The organism is Pedobacter metabolipauper (assembly GCF_004362715.1).
Lineage (GTDB): Bacteria > Bacteroidota > Bacteroidia > Sphingobacteriales > Sphingobacteriaceae > Pedobacter > Pedobacter metabolipauper.
The window spans coordinates 835,468-852,499 of the sequence record NZ_SNYC01000004.1 but is presented as its reverse complement, the minus strand read 5'-3'; the positions used below and the strand labels follow the sequence as shown (position 1 = coordinate 852,499).

Annotated in this window: 18 protein-coding genes; 1 reads left to right on the top strand and 17 read right to left on the bottom strand. The window is 36.7% G+C overall.

The annotated features are described in order from the left end of the window. Window positions 1–245 precede the first annotated feature (245 nt). Window positions 246–446 carry a hypothetical protein gene (locus tag ATK78_RS10410; RefSeq protein WP_133576021.1) on the top strand — a complete coding sequence of 67 codons (201 nt, stop codon included), beginning with the start codon at window positions 246–248 and terminating at the stop codon, window positions 444–446. On the opposite strand, the gene rfbD is transcribed toward ATK78_RS10410, so the two are convergent. From rfbD to ATK78_RS10325, 17 genes are all read right to left on the bottom strand, one after another. After that, the gene (gene rfbD, locus ATK78_RS10405; RefSeq protein WP_133576020.1) at window positions 443–1,309 is read right to left on the bottom strand and encodes a dTDP-4-dehydrorhamnose reductase; all 867 of its coding nucleotides are present in this window, start codon (window positions 1,307–1,309) and stop codon (window positions 443–445) included. The genes ATK78_RS10410 and rfbD overlap by 4 nt on opposite strands. A 10-nt stretch (window positions 1,310–1,319) precedes the next feature. Then, window positions 1,320–1,871, bottom strand: a complete 552-nt coding sequence (gene rfbC / locus ATK78_RS10400; protein ID WP_133576019.1) for a dTDP-4-dehydrorhamnose 3,5-epimerase — start codon at window positions 1,869–1,871, stop codon at window positions 1,320–1,322. A 75-nt stretch (window positions 1,872–1,946) separates the two neighbouring features. After that, window positions 1,947–3,293, bottom strand: a complete 1,347-nt coding sequence (locus ATK78_RS10395) for a sugar transferase (protein WP_133576018.1) — start codon at window positions 3,291–3,293, stop codon at window positions 1,947–1,949. A gap of 239 nt (window positions 3,294–3,532) precedes the next feature. Further along, window positions 3,533–4,504 carry an NAD-dependent epimerase/dehydratase family protein gene (locus tag ATK78_RS10390; protein ID WP_133576017.1) on the bottom strand — a complete coding sequence of 324 codons (972 nt, stop codon included), beginning with the start codon at window positions 4,502–4,504 and terminating at the stop codon, window positions 3,533–3,535. Window positions 4,505–4,508: 4 nt separating this feature from the next. After that, window positions 4,509–5,444 carry a glycosyltransferase gene (locus ATK78_RS10385; protein ID WP_133576016.1) on the bottom strand — a complete coding sequence of 312 codons (936 nt, stop codon included), beginning with the start codon at window positions 5,442–5,444 and terminating at the stop codon, window positions 4,509–4,511. Then, a complete protein-coding gene (locus ATK78_RS10380) occupies window positions 5,435–6,175 on the bottom strand; it encodes a glycosyltransferase family 2 protein (protein WP_208112339.1) in 741 nt (246 codons plus the stop codon). The genes ATK78_RS10385 and ATK78_RS10380 overlap by 10 nt, the downstream gene beginning before the upstream one ends. 5 nt (window positions 6,176–6,180) lie before the next feature. Further along, window positions 6,181–7,215 carry an acyltransferase family protein gene (locus ATK78_RS10375; RefSeq protein ID WP_133576015.1) on the bottom strand — a complete coding sequence of 345 codons (1,035 nt, stop codon included), beginning with the start codon at window positions 7,213–7,215 and terminating at the stop codon, window positions 6,181–6,183. Between the two features lie 22 nt (window positions 7,216–7,237). Then, window positions 7,238–8,440 carry a hypothetical protein gene (locus ATK78_RS10370; RefSeq protein WP_133576014.1) on the bottom strand — a complete coding sequence of 401 codons (1,203 nt, stop codon included), beginning with the start codon at window positions 8,438–8,440 and terminating at the stop codon, window positions 7,238–7,240. A gap of 1 nt (window position 8,441) precedes the next feature. After that, complete coding sequence (locus ATK78_RS10365) at window positions 8,442–9,281, bottom strand: glycosyltransferase (RefSeq protein ID WP_133576013.1); 840 nt, start codon at window positions 9,279–9,281, stop codon at window positions 8,442–8,444. 6 nt (window positions 9,282–9,287) lie between these two features. Then, window positions 9,288–9,983 carry a glycosyltransferase gene (locus tag ATK78_RS10360; RefSeq protein WP_133576012.1) on the bottom strand — a complete coding sequence of 232 codons (696 nt, stop codon included), beginning with the start codon at window positions 9,981–9,983 and terminating at the stop codon, window positions 9,288–9,290. A 3-nt stretch (window positions 9,984–9,986) separates the two neighbouring features. Further along, on the bottom strand, window positions 9,987–10,982 hold the full coding sequence (locus tag ATK78_RS10355) for a glycosyltransferase family 4 protein (protein WP_133576011.1): 996 nt from the start codon (window positions 10,980–10,982) through the stop codon (window positions 9,987–9,989). Continuing rightward, a complete protein-coding gene (locus ATK78_RS10350; protein WP_133576010.1) occupies window positions 10,979–12,181 on the bottom strand; it encodes a glycosyltransferase family protein in 1,203 nt (400 codons plus the stop codon). Before ATK78_RS10350 ends, ATK78_RS10355 begins: the two co-directional genes overlap by 4 nt. Continuing rightward, window positions 12,174–12,740, bottom strand: coding sequence for an acyltransferase (locus ATK78_RS10345; RefSeq protein ID WP_133576009.1), 567 nt, complete (start codon window positions 12,738–12,740; stop codon window positions 12,174–12,176). The genes ATK78_RS10350 and ATK78_RS10345 overlap by 8 nt, the downstream gene beginning before the upstream one ends. 45 nt (window positions 12,741–12,785) lie before the next feature. Next, window positions 12,786–13,766 (bottom strand): glycosyltransferase family 2 protein, encoded by a 981-nt coding sequence (locus tag ATK78_RS10340; RefSeq protein ID WP_133576008.1) that lies wholly within the window; start codon window positions 13,764–13,766, stop codon window positions 12,786–12,788. Continuing rightward, entirely contained in the window at window positions 13,763–14,635 is an 873-nt protein-coding gene (locus ATK78_RS10335; protein ID WP_133576007.1) for a glycosyltransferase, read from the bottom strand. Before ATK78_RS10335 ends, ATK78_RS10340 begins: the two co-directional genes overlap by 4 nt. Further along, entirely contained in the window at window positions 14,635–16,026 is a 1,392-nt protein-coding gene (locus ATK78_RS10330) for an MATE family efflux transporter (protein ID WP_133576006.1), read from the bottom strand. The genes ATK78_RS10335 and ATK78_RS10330 overlap by 1 nt, the downstream gene beginning before the upstream one ends. Then, window positions 16,008–17,027, bottom strand: coding sequence for a GDP-mannose 4,6-dehydratase (locus ATK78_RS10325; RefSeq protein ID WP_133576005.1), 1,020 nt, complete (start codon window positions 17,025–17,027; stop codon window positions 16,008–16,010). The genes ATK78_RS10330 and ATK78_RS10325 overlap by 19 nt, the downstream gene beginning before the upstream one ends. Window positions 17,028–17,032 lie beyond the last annotated feature (5 nt).

The window sequence follows — 17,032 nt, the reverse complement described above, 5'->3', positions numbered from 1 at the left end:
ACGTATAAAAAATAATAGAGATAATTTTTTGTGTTTGGCGCTTTAATACCGATTTGGCGCTTTTAGCCATTTTTGGCGTTTTTTGCTTAAAAAATTCAATTTTGGCGCATTAAATGACAAATAAATGACGAAACGATTTATTCAAATTGCCTTAAAACGACATCTTATCTATAAGAAAGTAAGGGTTATTAATCTGAATTTCATTTCTATTCCCAATAATCGCTATTGTTAATTAAATCAAAAACATGAAAAAAGAAAGGGCGTTTGTGATCGCAGACGATGTCAAGCTGGTAATGAGCCATCAAAGTAACAGGTCTTGCCAGCGATACCTAAATAATTTAAGAAAATTCCTAAATAAGGGGAAACACCAGGCCATTACCAAACAGGAACTGGCAGACTATGCAGGCGTACCTGTAGATTCCTTCTATTTGCCCCGGTTACGTTAAGATTGCAGACCGGCTTCTAATTGACGCAAACATTCTTTTAAACTATCTCTCCAATACGGGATTTCCAAACCAAAGGTAGTTTTGATCTTCGTTTTATCCATAACAGAGAACTTCGGACGGGTTGCTTTGGTCGGGTATTGTGAAGTAGGAATTGGATTTGCTTTCACCCTGGTTTGACTGAGTTCAAAAATAGCTTTGGCAAAGTCAAACCAGGAGATTGCACCTTCATTGCTATAGTGATATACGCCATATTCGGCTTTGCCCGAATCAATGACGTCAAAGATTGCGCCTGCAAGATCTATAGCATAGGTAGGCGTTCCGATCTGATCGGCGATGATATTTAACTCATCCCGGTCTGCACCGAGCTTAAGCATGGTCTTTACAAAGTTATTTGCGAATTCCGAATACAGCCAGCTGGTACGCAGGATATAATGTTCTGGAAGAACGCGGATAATTTCCTGTTCTCCCTCCAGTTTGGTTAAGCCGTAAATGCTGATGGGATCTGTTGGGTCATTTTCTGTTAACAGTTCAGAACGGTCTCCCTTAAAAACGAAATCCGTGGAGATGTGGATGAGTACCGCACCAAATTCTTTACATAGAACCGCAACATTCATCGCACCGGTTTTATTGACAGCCCTGCAGGATTCGATCTCGTCTTCTGCTCGGTCAACAGCGGTGTAAGCCGCACAATTGATTACATATTGAGGTTTCTTTGCTTCAAATAACAGTCTGAGCTTTTCAAGATCAATGATATTACCTGTTCCTTCTTCAGGAAAATCCAGTTGATCGATATTTCTTTTTACGGCTACGGCTTTCAGGCATTGACCCAACTGGCCGGATGCACCCAATACTAGTATTTTCAATTGCTTATAATTACAGGCTTGTTCTTTTCAGATTAAAAAAATCAAGTTCCAAGTCTTTTTCTGACAAACTCATCTTTTCTGCAGGAATTCCCCAGTCAATTCCAAGATCCGGATCATTATAGCGAATGCCCGCTTCACTTTGCTTATTGTATACATTATCACATTTATACGCAAAGACGGCAGTTTCTGATAATACAGAAAATCCATGAGCCATTCCGCGGGGAATGTACAGCTGCAGGTTATTTTCTGCTGTCAGTTCTACAGAAATCCATTGACCATAGGTCTCAGACCCATATCGCAGATCTACCGCAATATCCAGCACTGAACCTTCTAATACACGAACCAGTTTAGCCTGGGCGTATTTTCCAGCCTGATAGTGCAGACCACGAACAACTCCATAAGTAGAGGCGCTTTGGTTGTCCTGAACAAAATTGCCAGACTGACCGGTTAATTCTTCAAACTTAGGCTGATTAAAGCTTTCAAAAAAATAACCCCTGCTATCTTTGAACACGGTCGGCTCAATAATAAAACAACCTTTCAGTTTAGTTTCTTCTACTTTCATTTAATATATGGGTATAAGGATACAGCGGCGAATTTAAGATAAAAAACCAATATCTTAATGATTGATTTACAAGAGCTATTTTCCTTTGCCTGCAACCATGACGCGAACAGTATCCAAAATCACATTGACATCCGTTCTGAGCTTTAATTTACCCAAATAAACCAGATCAAATTCCATCCGTTCTACCATTTGATCAACATTTTCTGCATAACCATATTTAATCTGGCCGATAGAGGTGATTCCTGGCTTGATCGAAAGCAATTTATAGTACTGGGGGGCTTTTTCAAGAATTTGCTCAATGAAATGCTGACGCTCAGGTCTTGGACCTACAACAGACATGTGCCCAAGAAACACATTATAGAACTGAGGCAGTTCATCCAAACGTGTTTTACGCATGATCATGCCCCAGGTAGTGATCCTTGGATCATTATCTTTGGATAGCTGCGGACCGAATTTTTCGGCATCCACATGCATGCTCCTGAACTTGTAGATAAAGAAAGGCTTTCCATTACGGCCAATTCGCTGCTGCCGGTAAAAAACAGGCCCTGCCGATGTTGCTTTTGTAACCAGGCTGATCAAAAGAAATACAGGCATACCGCAGAGCATCACAACAGATGAAAAACCAAGGTCAAACCCTCTTTTCAATAAGCGGATCTTCAGGCTCTGGGCCGTGTGCGGCAATAACCGAAAGACAGGGAAATCATTATAATGAACCAGTTCTGCCTGATTCATGTCAATCTGCAGATCAGAAACCAGTTTAATCACTGACCGGTTTGCATGAAAGAAATCCTGAATGTCGCCAGAAGCATTGAATACATCTACATTACACACGTAAAGTTCATCAATGCGTCTCATTTTAACCATATTCATCAATTGTTCCGCATTGTATCCTTTCAGACCTTTCTCGGAAATGAATCCACAAATGTCATATCCATATTCCGGGTGTCTGCCAAAGGAAAGCTTAAGCCGCTGAGCAATATTCTTATTCCCTATAATCAGTACACGTCTGTGGTTAAACCCCTTCTTCCGGATATAATCTAAAATAAAGAAGATCACAGAACGCTGTACAACACTTAGGACAAAGAATAAGGTGAGATGGGACAGTAATACTTCCCTGGATATTTCAAAGCTACGGGACAAGTATAAAAAACAGAACAACAACGCCACATAGTAAGTAATGGTCATTGTATATTTATTGATATTGTTGGACAATACCAAAGGTCTGTGAATCTTATAATTTTTTGTCAGCAGGGATAGCCCGATCCAGGTAACATTTGATACCAGGAACAACAAATACTCTGTTGAATTGATCCATTCCCCGTCAAAATGAAAGATACTGGGTATTAATATAGATATATTTAAAAGGAGAAGATCACTGATGTAAACGATTAAGGAAAGATATTTTGAGTACCGGTGCGGCATAGGCGTTATCAATTGTTGTTATTCAAATAATAGAAGAAGTTTATTACCAAGCAGTCAACAAATGTCATGCCTGTTTGGTTCTTGCTAATTAAATAATCATTAATATTTTTATAATACTATAAATTATCTTAAAATATTTTGAACAAATGTACACAAAAATGATTTGCTAGCTTAAAAAAAGGGCACTTATATCACATTATACCCGTTTTCGGGTATTTTTAAGCATGAAATAGCCATATTCAAAAAAGATCTTTATGTTCACAATCGTCAAACCAATCTGCTATTGCTTCTTTTAATGTAAATTGTAAACGGTATTCAGATTGACTCAATTTCAGCCCTGAAATATTTGTAGAAATCATTAATTTCTTAACCCTTTCCGGATGAATCCCATTTATTTTCTTTCCGAACATGGTACTTCCAAAGTAAACTGTTCCGGCTACATGTTTAAGGACTCTGGCAGGAATAAGAAACCGGGGGACACTCAAGCCGGTTGCGTCACCTATATTCTCGCAGATCTCTTCAATTGTAGGCGCCGGATAGTAGGTAAGGTTAAGCAGGATAATCCCTGGTGATTCCTTTTTTGATGCTTTATACAAGATTCTCGCTACATCTTTTACATATATTGAGGCTTTAATGGTATCTCTCCTGCCTGGATAGAAAAAAAAACCGCTCTTTATAGCATGATATAGCCTTGTAAAATTGCCATTTTCGTATTTTCCAAAGACTACTCCCGGTCTGACAATAATCAACCTGCGAATGTGGGGTTCTTCTGCCTGCCAGATCTTATGAATATATTCAGCTGTTAATTTCGAAATCCCATACGGTGTATTTGGCATCGGCAGCGAGTCTTCTGTCTTTAAATCTTCAGAAACGCCATATGGTGCTATTGAGCTTGTAAATACAATGGTTTGAATATGATTATCCCTTGCAAAATTACAAATGTTTTCAGCTCCATATATGTTGGTTTCAAAATATGAATGGTCTGGATGACCTGGTGTAGTATGTATAGCAGCAAGATTATAGATCACCGCATCAGAATTTGAAATTTTAAGATCTATAGGATTACGTACATCTGTTAAAATAGATTCGTTTCCTGCATGGCTACAGATATCATAGCTATAAACTGTGTCACCATTTATTTGTAAGCTATCAATATACATCTTAAGATGCGTACCAATAAAACCAGCTCCGCCAAATATTAAATGATCCATGGTCCTATATATTTTTATCCCAATATCTTTTATGCATGGAGAACTGCTTTCTCTGCTTTGATGAAAGTGACCGGTGCATCATGCCTAATTTGTATCCTAAAAATTTTGCGGCTATTGAAGCCATCATCTTCGGTAAGACAAACAAATTATTTCTTAACACATATTTCAGTTCAGATTTCAAATATTTCAGGCCTTCACCATCTGCCTTGCCAAATTCATCCAATAGCCATTGGTTGGTTGAATGGTATACTCCAATATCAAAATACCGCTTAAATTCTTCTAAGACTGTATAATCATGTGAATGAAAAACTTCGGAATCAGCCACATAGGCTATTTTCCAGCCCTTGATCAGCATCTGTCCGCCAACAATAACATCTTCAGCAAATATTGTATGACAAGGGAAGCCCCCTACGTCCATCAATGCTGTTTTACGATAGGCTGCGAATGAATTGGAACACGAGGCTGTTTTAATTCCCAGCCTATGCTTATCTTCTAACTTTTTCACCACAGACGCAGGCGGGTAGTTAAATAAACGGGCATGCGTTTCCAGCACTTTAGCACCTTTATGCGGCAATTGCCTTCCATAGGCCAATCCCACAGTAACCTCATCAAATGCTCTAACCAGCCTGCTTATAGAATCAACTGAACTTAAAATGCTATCCTGTGTCAGGTAAACTAAAATTTCACATTCTTCTACAAATTGTGCTAAAAGCTGCCGGGCATAGCCATGGTCAAAGTCTGACTTATTAATCGTTTGAACCTCAAAACCATGTTCTTTTGCCAAAATAACGGTATCGTCATCTGATCCTGAATCTAAAATTATTTTTCTGGTGATTTGTGCCGATTGCTGGTCCACACTTTTCAGGAATTGCTCCCAATTTATACCTGCGTTTAATGTAGGTATTAACAGTGCAATCTTATGATCGTTATTTATCTCCATTTTTTAAAAAACCGTAGTTTAATCAGATTTGTTAATAGTACCAGTCTATTTTTAAACTGTTCTGCCAGGGGTAATGTTTTAACCAGTGTATTTGATGCATTTTCTGTATGTCTTATATAATACATTAACGGTTCATTTAGAAAATAAATACGTCCCTTAATTTCTGCAACCAGACCGATCCACCAGTCGTGCATATGAATTTGGTTTGGAAACGGCAACGCGGATTTCAGCAATTCCTTTTTAAAAGACATACAGCAACCGATATAGGAGTTGCGTATTAAATTTGGAAGTATTCCTTTTCCGGATTTTCTTTCTTTAAAAAAAGAATCAAATAGTACCGCATTAAATTCATCCGTTACAATGGCATCTGAAACAACAAGATCGTACTCTTTATGCATTTCCATGTGTTTCTCAATTTTATCTGAAAACCAGATATCATCCTGATCACATAAAAAGATGACCTCTCCATTTGCTTTTTGAAGTGAATTCTCAAAATTTCCAACCGGACCTTTTTTCTTCCCGTTGTTAAATATTTTTATTCTTTCATCATGAAAAGACCTTAATACTTCCAATGTATGATCGGTCGAATGGTCATCACTAATTACAATTTCGTCCGCTTCATCAAGTTGCGGAAGAATGGTGTCTATTTGTTTTTTCAAATGTGCCGCTCCATTATAGGTTGCCAGGCAAATCGAAATAGGATATCGCTTATATTTTGTTTGCTGCTCCACTATACTTATTTCTTATTTGGTAAGGCTTTGGATAGAATGAATTTTTTTTCAATAAAATTCCAGGAAAAAAAACCCAGACCTAAGACCAGTCCTAATAATGTAAAGAAACTTAGCCATTTGTTTTGATCAAAGTCAAAAAATCCGAAATGTATAAACAGTTGTATTAAAGGAAAGTGAAAGATGTAGATGCCGTATGAAAAATCTCCGAATCTACCGAAATTATTAAAGCATTTTAATTTTGTACTATATCCCAGATAAAATAGGATCAGGCTTAGGGTTATAGGAAGCAGGTATTGATATCCCATACTATATTCTACTATAAAAATAGGCAATGCAATTAAGAAAAGGGTTGTTTTATGTTTCATTATCCAATCAAAATAGAAATGAAGGAACATTCCTGAGATAAAGTAGGTCATCAATGCGGGCAACTGGTGACTTAGTGTAAAATATAGATTGAAGTTTTTAGGCATAATATATTTCTGCAGTAAATAATTATGGATTAAAACAATGATATAGACCAATGCCAGAAAGACGATCGGTTTTTTTATTTTTCTTATCAAATAAACCAGTAAAGGAATAATCAGGTAAAGGCTTACCTCAACTTTAAGTGTCCATAATGATCCATTAACTGCACACATATAGTTCTGGTCAAATACACCCGGCAAGCAGGGCTGAAGAAAGTTAAGAAAAGTTAAATTGCTGATTAGATATTTAAAGAATCCAGAATTGGCAAAATAATCTCCTGCGCTCCATGTACTGATAAAAGCAAAAGAAAATGCACAGACCAGAATAATCAATATATAAACAGGAAGTATCCTTCTTGCTCTTTTTATATAATAATCCTTTAGTGACTTTGTGCGCTCATAGCTTCTAACAATTAAAAAGCCGCTTAAGATAAAAAAGCCGCAAACAGGTAAATGAGAATCAATATGACCGAGATAGGGTATCGTATTCCGGCCTTGTGTAAGCACACCAATATGAGCAAGCACAACCATGAATGAGAATATGAATCTTAAAAGATCAAAATTATTCTTATGCATTATTTATAGTTTATAATGGCCATTAACTGGTTATATTCTTTCCGAATTTCAATGAAAAAATGAATGGATACAACAATTGAAAACTAAGCGGTGTAAATGAGATCATGTTATCAAATAAATTAAAGAGCATGATCGTATTTAATACCGCCAGCCCCACCGTATAATATGGGTTCGATGGCTTTATAACGGCGACGTATATAAATGCGATCAGCATCAGGGAACAAAAAGTTAAGGTCATCCCCAGCCATCCCAAATCCGTATATGCCCCGGAATAGATCGTACCTACAGTTAGATAAGGTGCAATTAAATTATTAAACGGCCTTTTAATCTCAAAAAGTTCTCCGATTCTTTTTGAGATGGAATCAAATATAATTTCATAATTAAAATATCTGAAAGCACTTTTAAAGTTGTATTCAACACGATAGGTATTGATATTATACTGCAAATTAGCTAATGGAGAAGACATATATATGTAAGACCAAAAGAATTCAGGTGGAATAGCCGTATTGGTAAATGCTGGTTTTGCCTGTCCAAGTTCCAGCATGATCTTTCTCGCTGTTGAAGAATCTTCTTTAGACATTTGATTATTAGACCTTAAGTTTCCGGCATAACCAAACACCAGCAGCAATAGCACCAAAAACACACCTAACCGTGCATATACTTTCAACCGGTTTGTTTTTATTGAAAATAAATATACAAATAACATCGTAGACAAGTTTAGCAAAACTGTTCCCCGGCTAAATATGAGTATCGGAAATATAAAGAGATACAGACTTGCAAATAAATATTTTTTGTCCCTGGTCACTATATAATAATAGAAAAAATAGGAAGTCATGAAACTGCCTAATGTTGAAATTAAAACGCCAAAGGTAGGCAGGCCAAAACTTCCATACTTCTCAATAGTTACCAGGTTTATAATTGCAAATAATGGGATCTGACCTTCATATATAAAGTTCATTATATTACCAATTGTTATCGCGATTAAGATATTTATAAGGTTTAATTTCTTTACAGTCCCCATATATCTCAATGCTCTTTTTCTATTTACATATACTCCAATTACAATGCTGATCAGAAAAGTAACGCCTAAAAAGCCAATTAATGACGCCGATAACTTAGGATATAAATATGACCAGTCGAGCAGATATAAAAGAATAGGCACCGAAAAACAAACCACATATATAAAGAAAGGGTTACAGTCAATTACAATTCTTCTTTTGTCCATATCAGGAAACTATATATTTAAAATATTTTTTTATAAAATAGGTACTTTTATGCAGTACACTAAGTTTTGCAGCTCTTAAAAGATTATTGCTTTTTAAAAAAAAGAAACTGGAAAAGTTAAACTGGAAATATCTGGAACCTTCGAGATAATAATCGAATCTTGTCTTATCACTTTCAAAGGTGTTACTTGTATCTGTTGAAAGCTGGTGCATAACCTTTAACTCAACGAGGACAAAGGAATCTGTAACATGAACAGAGAATCGTCTTATAAAATCATGGTCACTATAATCTAACTTAATCCGTTCATTATAGCCGTTATTTTTGGAGAATGCATGCGTTGCAATACAGAGGCCTGAATTGATCAAAGACCGGCCTTTTAAACTATTGATACCATATGTATAGTTTTTAGCATAGCTGCCTCTCATGAATTTAAAATCACAAGGTGAAATAATTTTTTGATCAGGTGTAAGCATCAATGGGGCAAATAATACCTGATTGCTGTTTTCTGCTATCGCTTTAGTATATTTCGTAAATGCATCAACAGGCAAATCGGTATCCTGATCCAATAGGATCATCCATTTTTTCTTCTTTTCTACAGCTATAGTATAACCAACATTATAGGCTTTACTAACACCAGAATTCTGCAGATCTGAAACATAAGTAATAGAAAGCCCCGGATAAAAATCTTCTTTAACTTCCTGGTAGTTCGGACTGTTATCGTATATAACTACATCTAATTTACTTGTCGTACTTTTTAAAGCAGTCCTTAAAGAATTTAATGTGGTACATCGATCTAAAGCGGTTTTATACAGAACAATGACAGCTATAAAATCATCCATCATCAATTTTTACAGTTTTTTGTAAATGTAATACAATTTGGCTAATAAATAATGGGCTGTACCAAAGTTAGCCTTTACAATCTCTAAAGGCTCTTTATTATTGAATTCATAACTAATGCCACCTTCCAGCGCATAAGATCTGAACGAATTATCTTTTATGAACCTTACTTTTTTGAGTAATAGTTTTTGATTGAAATTAAAATCAGAGTAGATCTTATATTTTAATGAAAAAGGGGGATCAGTATGAATTTTCTTTCTTACAAACTCTGCCTGATGATGGATGGTATTCCCCAGCCGGAGCATAAAATTAAATTTCGATTTAAAAAGGTATTTATTCCCAATCTCAACATCTCCAAAGATGACATCAGCGTTGTAAAAATTTTCCTTATCCGGCATATTCAGAATCTTATCCCCAGCACCTAAATAAAGTATAAAGCTTTCGGGATCTGCCAGGCCCCAGCCTTTATTCATGGCATCATAGATACCCTGATCCGGTTCACTGATGTATGCTTTTAATCTTGATGCATATTTATGAATCAGATTAAGGCTGCCATCCGTAGAACCACCGTCAATGATAATATAATCTAATTCAGGATCAGTTAGTTCCAATACATTTAATATCGTATCTTCCAAATCTGATCCCGAATTATAACAGACGGTAATGATCGTGATTTTTGGATTGGGTTTCGGTTTCACTATGATCATTTGTTATAAACCTTCGTATAATTTTTTATATGCGGCGGCAGTATTCGTTTCATGGCAGTCCATTAGTTTTGTTTCGTCCAGAAGATAATTGCCCGGATCACGGACCAATTGCTTTATGCCATCAGAGACTGAGCCCAATGATGCCGGGTTTACTAAACAGGCATTCCTGAAAATCTCCTGTTTAGCGTAAGTACAATTGCCAAGTAAAACAGGTTTCCCCAATATCCCGGCCTCTAATGCTGATAAGGGTTGTTGTTCAACTGAACTGGGCAAAACCAAACCTATAGCATTCTTATAATAATTGATTAATTCATTGGAGTTCTCCGTTAAGCCATATATCCATCTTAAATTTGCATGATGGTCTACCAGCTTTTTAAGTCTTTGCCCGTAAACTTCTTCACCATCCATTATTTTGCCAACAATCAACAGGTTAACCGCATTTTTTATACAAGCTTCTGCCAGCATCAGCTGATTTTTACGCGAACAGACATTACCTACTACAATCAGATAGTCCATAAATTCTGAATTCGCCGGGATGGATTCCATTCGGGCATTGAAGTACCCGGAATCAACTACGTTGGGAATGATATGAATTTTATGTTCAGGAACCCTGTACAGGGAATTACACGTTTCTGCCTGGATTTCATTGACTACAGAAACGGCGTCGACTTTAGCAAGCATTTGCAAAAGATACCTTTGGATCCCGATATAACTGGAGAGCTTAAATTTAATTTTAGAAAGCAGGGTGTCGTAGTCATAAAGAAGCAGTGACAATACTACTTTTTTATTTGCTTTTTTTCCCCACATGATGCTGTCATAATTTGGCAATCCCAACCCCCAGCAATGCAATACTTCAAAATCCCGGGATCGGTCCCAAATGTCCAATTTAGATACGTCCAGTCCAATTTTTTCATTGGCTTTCAAATTATTCTGGATTTGGATCTCAAACCCGCCAAAAGCGAAGCAATTCGGTTGAAGAGGCAAAAATTTTATTTTCATTTGTCTAATTGTTCGTTTAGCCGTTGAAATACTTTAACGATAGCTGCTGCTGAAAGATTATTCTCATATGCCTCCAAATACGTTCTAACATCAAAATATCCTTCTGATATGTTTTTTATGGCTATACTTAATGCTTCAACAGATTTCTCATTACAAATATAACTCAGTCCGTTCAGCTTAAAGAATCCGTTAACAGAACTATAATCTGGTCCAAAAACCAGGATCTTTCTGCCGTACTGAATAATTTCAGCAATTTTTTGAGGAAAGGAAGTGACTACAATTCCTAAATCCTCTTCTGCAAAGGAATAGGGAACCAGGAAGCATTCACATTGCTCATATACTTTAATCAATTCCGACCTATTTTCATTTGTTGAATATACTACATGAGCCAATGGGAAATTAAGTTCATTAAATACCGCCTTATCTGAATATGTTTGTATCACGAGTTTGTAAGTGAACTGATATCCACCGGAATCGTTCATTCGATCAATAACGGATGCAAAGAAACGTAATGAATCATTGTAAAGCAGGTTTAAGCCCCCGGTATACAAAAATTTAAATTCTTTTTTAGATTCTTTAGGATCCAGCTGTGCTCTTTTGGCAAAGTGCGGAGGCAGCACGATACTATCCTTATTGTATTTATCAAGGTATAATTCCTTTAGTCCCTGGCTAATGTTTATCAGCAAGTCAGATTTTTGTATGGTCCGCTTCAGGAATATCCCAATTAAAAAAAGCTCAAACCTATTACCTTGCTTTTGGTTCAGTAATTCCAGATCATCAACGATATACAGACCATGTTTGGCTCTTCCAGCCAATTTCATCAGGATCATAGCCTTGCAAACCGGCATGATACTCGCTCCAACAACTGTGATGAATACATTATCCGACCGGTTGTATCTTCTTAAAATTTTAGGTATTGAAAGGATAAACGACACCCATTTAGCAGTTCGTTGAAGTATCCCAAATCTCAGCATGGGATAGAATTTCTCTAAGCTGCGATCTGCAACAAGAATATCAACCTTGTCATTTTCATTGACAATCTCAGCCGCACTTGCTCCCGCAGCCTGGCAAAAGGTAATTAAATTTAATTTATAACTTTGATCTAAAGCACACAATATATTATAAAGAAGAACAGATATCCCTGACCCTTTATGTTTTAAGGGAGGATTATCGCTTAGAAAAGTAATTGATCTACTCATATTCAGGAGTGTAATAACCAAATGGACTGAGCACCTTTGAAGAAGGTACCCTTTCTTTAATGACTTTTGCAGGTACACCTGCCGCAATGGTATATGCAGGAATATCCCGTGTTACTACAGCACCCGCAGCGATTATTGCTCCCCTGCCAATAGTTACCCCACTAATTATAGTTACATTAGCCCCAATCCAGTTTTCACCTTCAAGTATAACCTGCTGTCCTTCATGTAATGGTTCATAGGAATCTGTCTGATGAGATCCCGATACAATGGTTAGGCCTATTGCCGTTTGAACATAGTCGCCGATAACAATTGGGCTAAAGGCCCATAGTCTATTGTAATGGCCAAAGGAGCAAGACTTTCCTATACTGATATTTTTAGGATTATAGGCCCTAAATCCGGAATCTATAAATGATGGTGAACCGATCTTTATTCCAAGAAACCTTAATGCTATAATTTTAAAGCCGCCAATTTTATAGCTGCCGGGAAAAGTAAATATATCCAGTAGGGCAATACAGTTCTGAACAAGATATACCTTTAAATGTCTCAAAAATTCAATCATATCTGCTGTTCTATATTGTTAAATATTAGATTCAGTTCTTCGCTATTATCTTCCAAGTATCTTTTTTAAGATGCCTTTTATGTTCTCTTTGCCCACTGTAAATCTGTCATACCCACTATCTTTAAAGTTATGCAATTGCGATATATCACAGATACCATATCCATTGTTTCGGTTGGCAAGCAACATCCTTTTCAGAATTGTATTGTATATCTTCCTTTCATGTTTTGAAAAAAGTTCAGAATTTTCATTCAGAAATTTTGATTTCACAATGTGATAAATCAGATCCAGTTTATTTGAAGACAATGTGGAGATGGATTCCGTGTGGCTTCTGAAATAAACCAATACCTCATCCACATAGGCGAACCTGGGAAGATCAATGGCGGTAAGCAGAAACATCAAAAGGTCATTTCCGATCGCTTCTTTGGAAAAATTAATATTAAAATCATTCTCTATATCAATAACGGTATTTTTCTTCAACAGCTCCGTTTTAAATAGCGCACATGCCGGTGAATATGGATAACTTGTTTCAAAAGTTCCGACCTTAAAAATTCCTTTTATAAAATCCAATGAGGAATAAACACCGCTTTCCTTATGAAGGTTAAATAATACACCGGATGCTGATCCGTCCTCAATCTGATCTGAACTTGTAAATACCTTTGCTTTTCCGTAAGCAAACCCTGCATCTGTATGTGCTTCTAAATAAGGTACTGTATGTTCTAAAAATTTAACATGCATCAAATCATCAGACCAAAGGATCTTTGAGTATTTGCCTTCTGCACGGCTTATTGCTGTTTCCCAATTTCTAACAGGCCCGATATTGGTTTCATTCCTATAGATCTTTAAGCGGTCATCTTTTGATGCCATTTCGATCAGTATATTCCAGGTGTTGTCTGTACTGCAGTTATCTGTTACAATCACCTCAATATTTTGATAAGTCTGATTTAATGCAGATCCGACACAGTCCTGAATATACTTTTCTCTGTTGTATGCTGGAATTACAATACTGACCAGGGGTTCATTCTTCATTTTTTTACTGTTAATGAGATTTTTGAGAGATGGTAAACCAATCTATATTTTAAGGGCAGCTGACCAACTGTACGGCTGTAGTTTGTATTGTTCAGAAGACCATTTTTCAATAACTGCCTGAAGAATCTCCAGTTAAAGGTACTTTTTACAAAAAACTTCAGAACCTGCTGCCCTGTTTTGTTTAATTGCTCCGGCAGCAGGCCAAACCACAACGGTATAGACACAAAATGTATTTCTACTGTACTCTGTTTCCAACTTTTATCAATGACTCCCAATTGGATAACCTTCTCCTGTATATTGATCATTTTATTGCTGCTGTGATCACTGCATAAAATCTCCCAAACGACTGCTGAATAGGCATGATAAGTACCGATGTATTTTTCGAGTTCCTGCTTGATCAAACGCGCCTTTTGGACGTTAATGATCAAGGTTCCAAATGGCATTTTATTCCAGATTTTCTCAAAGAGCGATGCTTTTTCCCGATTGGTGTCTATTGGGATTACACCTGTTGACAGGGATGTATTATTGAGCAGAAGGAAGTCGGCATCGTTTTCGATATGTTCAAAGATGAGGGCAAATTTCTCTGTTAGTACATCATCGTCTCCCAGCAGCAAGCAATACTTTGTTTCACATAAGGGAATAAAATTTAGCATATTTCTATCCAGGCCAATATTTACCTGATTTCTATGATATTTTATATTGGCGTACTGACTTATGAAGTCCTGTATTTCATTGGAAAGGTTAATATCTTCATTATTATCTGAGATAATAACCTGGATATCCTGAATGCCCCTGGTCGATCTGATCGTTTCAAATAAGGCCTCGTTCCTTTTGTAGGTAGGAATAAAAATCGAAAGATCACTTTTCATCAACTTAGTAATTTATCTAAAAACTTGGACTTCCTTTCCATATATATGAAATAATAGACCTGCAATGGGCTAATCAGGGCGGTAACAGAAAGACAAATAATGGTGCTGATTAATACACCGCCGCTTCCCAGATCAGTATGCTTTGCAAAGTATATGGCTAAAGGAATATTAATTGATGCTGTAAATACGGTAACTATCGCTCCTAACCTAATTTTATTTATTCCTCCTAAAACAAATCCGTAGATATTATTCCAAATGGAAAGTATTGCAAATATACCGCCTAATGCTGGCAAATAAGCTGGAATATTTACGGGCGTATCTATCCACAAGTTTAAGATTGGCTGAAAAAGAAAAGTAAGCAGGGCTATTATGGCCACCAGGACTATCATCAATTTATTTTGTAATTTAATTCTCGACTTTATCCAGCTGAATTCTTTTTTGACATAGGCTTCTGTATAAGCAGACCAAAACGGAGCCATAATGAGTCCAAAGAACATCACAAATGCATTATATACTTTAAGCGTAACATTATAACCTGAAACTTCAGCAGGTCCGAGCGTCTGGGCAATTATGAAATTATCTGTAGTAAAAATTATCACTCCGGCAATTTGGATGATAAAGAATTTGACTCCTACATTTAGAATATCTTTAACTACCGACTTGTCGTAATATTTAAACCTGGGTATTAGTTCTGCATATTCTTTAAATAAGAATACGGAGATAAATCCAATTGAAAACAATAAGGTTACGCTGTATATTATAGCCATCAGTTCGATATTATTCTTTAGCTGATGGCTAAAGATAAACAGCGCAGCGAGCATGAGCAGGTTTGCAATTATGGTTGACAATGTGGTTAAGGAATTTCGCTGCAGTGCATTGATAATCTGATTGGCCAGAGAGAGCACAAAATTTAATGCAATCGCAATAAAGACAATCATTACTGTGTATTTCAGATCGATTTCAGCAATTGCAGTCGAGTTAAATATTTTTTGCCAGTCCAGCAGGTATATTAAAACTATAGCCAGGAGGATCAATACTGCAATAATCCCAGATAAAATAATATATGCTGTTGAAACAAGTCTTTTTGAATTTTCCTTATTATTTACGGCAAAAGATTCGGAGAGTTTATTCCTTAATCCATTCCCGATCCCAATATCCATCATGGCGATCCATGATGTTATGGATAGCAAGGTTACCCATACGCCAAATCTTTCTTCGCCCAACGCCTTCAGCATCAATGGCAGCAACAAGAAATTAAGTCCTATGGATAGGAATTTCAAAAATGTAGCTACCGTAAATTGCCTGTATATATTTTTATTCCTGGACTTTGCATCAGAATTATGGATTTGTAATTTATTATAACTGAATATATTTAACTTTCCGAGACCCATTCTATCATTTTCTTCAGGCCGGCGTCTGATGTAATTAATGGCGACCAATTAAAAACTTCTTTTGCTTTATTAATATCTGCAATAAAAACCCGCTGATCACTTTGTCGTACCGGTAGTCTGTTATAATTCATTTCAACACCAAGGGTGTTTTCAAGAGATCTGAACAACTCAATTAGTGACAAGCTATTGCTTACTCCCCCACCTATGTTAAAAGCTTTACCTTTTGTTTTTTCAATACTCTTAACTGCAGAGAAATAACAGCTGATCAAATCATCTGCAAATAATACATCCCTAACTTGTTTACCTGTCCCTGAAATTGTAAAAGGTTCTTTCAGCACTCCGCTTTTAGTATCCAGTGCTTGTTTAACGAACCAACCGATCCAGCCCTGATCTGACGTTGCATATTGTCTGCCACCGAATATGGATGAATGGCGAAACACGATTGTATTCAGGTCAAACATCTTTGCATAATCCAGCATGTACTGGTCAGTTGCTCCTTTAGAGCATCCGTAAGGTGATTGAAAATTTAAAGGTACCTTTTCATCAAAGCCGTTTTCATAGCCTTTTGCTATAAATCTGGTATCTGTTTCCAGGTAGTCAATCCATTCGAGATCGCCATATACTTTATTTGTGGAGCTATAGGTAACTATTGCTGCGGGTGCATATTTTCGAACCGCTTCCAGCACGTTATTGCCGCCCATGACATTCACTTCGAAGTCAAACCTTGGATTATCAACAGAAGTTGTCATGGCTACCTGGCCCGCCAGATGAAATACGACATCCGGCCTTGCATCTTTTACCGCATATTCTACATCATTGTATGCACGTATATCGGAATGGTAAAATTTAAATTTCCCCAAACTCTTAAGCCACTCAAGGTTTTGCTCAGTTCCAGTTCTGTAGAGATTATCAAATACAAAAAGTTCATCCCCATCTTTTAAGATCTTTGCACCTAAGTTGGATCCTAAGAAACCACATCCCCCTGTTATTAAATACCTCATTTGAT

Coding starts and splice junctions, on each gene's coding strand:
- ATK78_RS10410 (WP_133576021.1), top strand. CDS start 246: ATGAAAAAAGAAAGGGCGTTTGTGATCGCAGACGATGTCAAGCTGGTA.
- rfbC (WP_133576019.1), bottom strand. CDS start 1,871: ATGAAAGTAGAAGAAACTAAACTGAAAGGTTGTTTTATTATTGAGCCG.
- ATK78_RS10395 (WP_133576018.1), bottom strand. CDS start 3,293: ATGCCGCACCGGTACTCAAAATATCTTTCCTTAATCGTTTACATCAGT.
- ATK78_RS10390 (WP_133576017.1), bottom strand. CDS start 4,504: ATGGATCATTTAATATTTGGCGGAGCTGGTTTTATTGGTACGCATCTT.
- ATK78_RS10385 (WP_133576016.1), bottom strand. CDS start 5,444: ATGGAGATAAATAACGATCATAAGATTGCACTGTTAATACCTACATTA.
- ATK78_RS10375 (WP_133576015.1), bottom strand. CDS start 7,215: ATGCATAAGAATAATTTTGATCTTTTAAGATTCATATTCTCATTCATG.
- ATK78_RS10370 (WP_133576014.1), bottom strand. CDS start 8,440: ATGGACAAAAGAAGAATTGTAATTGACTGTAACCCTTTCTTTATATAT.
- ATK78_RS10365 (WP_133576013.1), bottom strand. CDS start 9,281: ATGATGGATGATTTTATAGCTGTCATTGTTCTGTATAAAACCGCTTTA.
- ATK78_RS10360 (WP_133576012.1), bottom strand. CDS start 9,983: ATGATCATAGTGAAACCGAAACCCAATCCAAAAATCACGATCATTACC.
- ATK78_RS10355 (WP_133576011.1), bottom strand. CDS start 10,982: ATGAAAATAAAATTTTTGCCTCTTCAACCGAATTGCTTCGCTTTTGGC.
- ATK78_RS10350 (WP_133576010.1), bottom strand. CDS start 12,181: ATGAGTAGATCAATTACTTTTCTAAGCGATAATCCTCCCTTAAAACAT.
- ATK78_RS10345 (WP_133576009.1), bottom strand. CDS start 12,740: ATGATTGAATTTTTGAGACATTTAAAGGTATATCTTGTTCAGAACTGT.
- ATK78_RS10340 (WP_133576008.1), bottom strand. CDS start 13,766: ATGAAGAATGAACCCCTGGTCAGTATTGTAATTCCAGCATACAACAGA.
- ATK78_RS10335 (WP_133576007.1), bottom strand. CDS start 14,635: ATGAAAAGTGATCTTTCGATTTTTATTCCTACCTACAAAAGGAACGAG.
- ATK78_RS10330 (WP_133576006.1), bottom strand. CDS start 16,026: ATGGGTCTCGGAAAGTTAAATATATTCAGTTATAATAAATTACAAATC.
- ATK78_RS10325 (WP_133576005.1), bottom strand. CDS start 17,027: ATGAGGTATTTAATAACAGGGGGATGTGGTTTCTTAGGATCCAACTTA.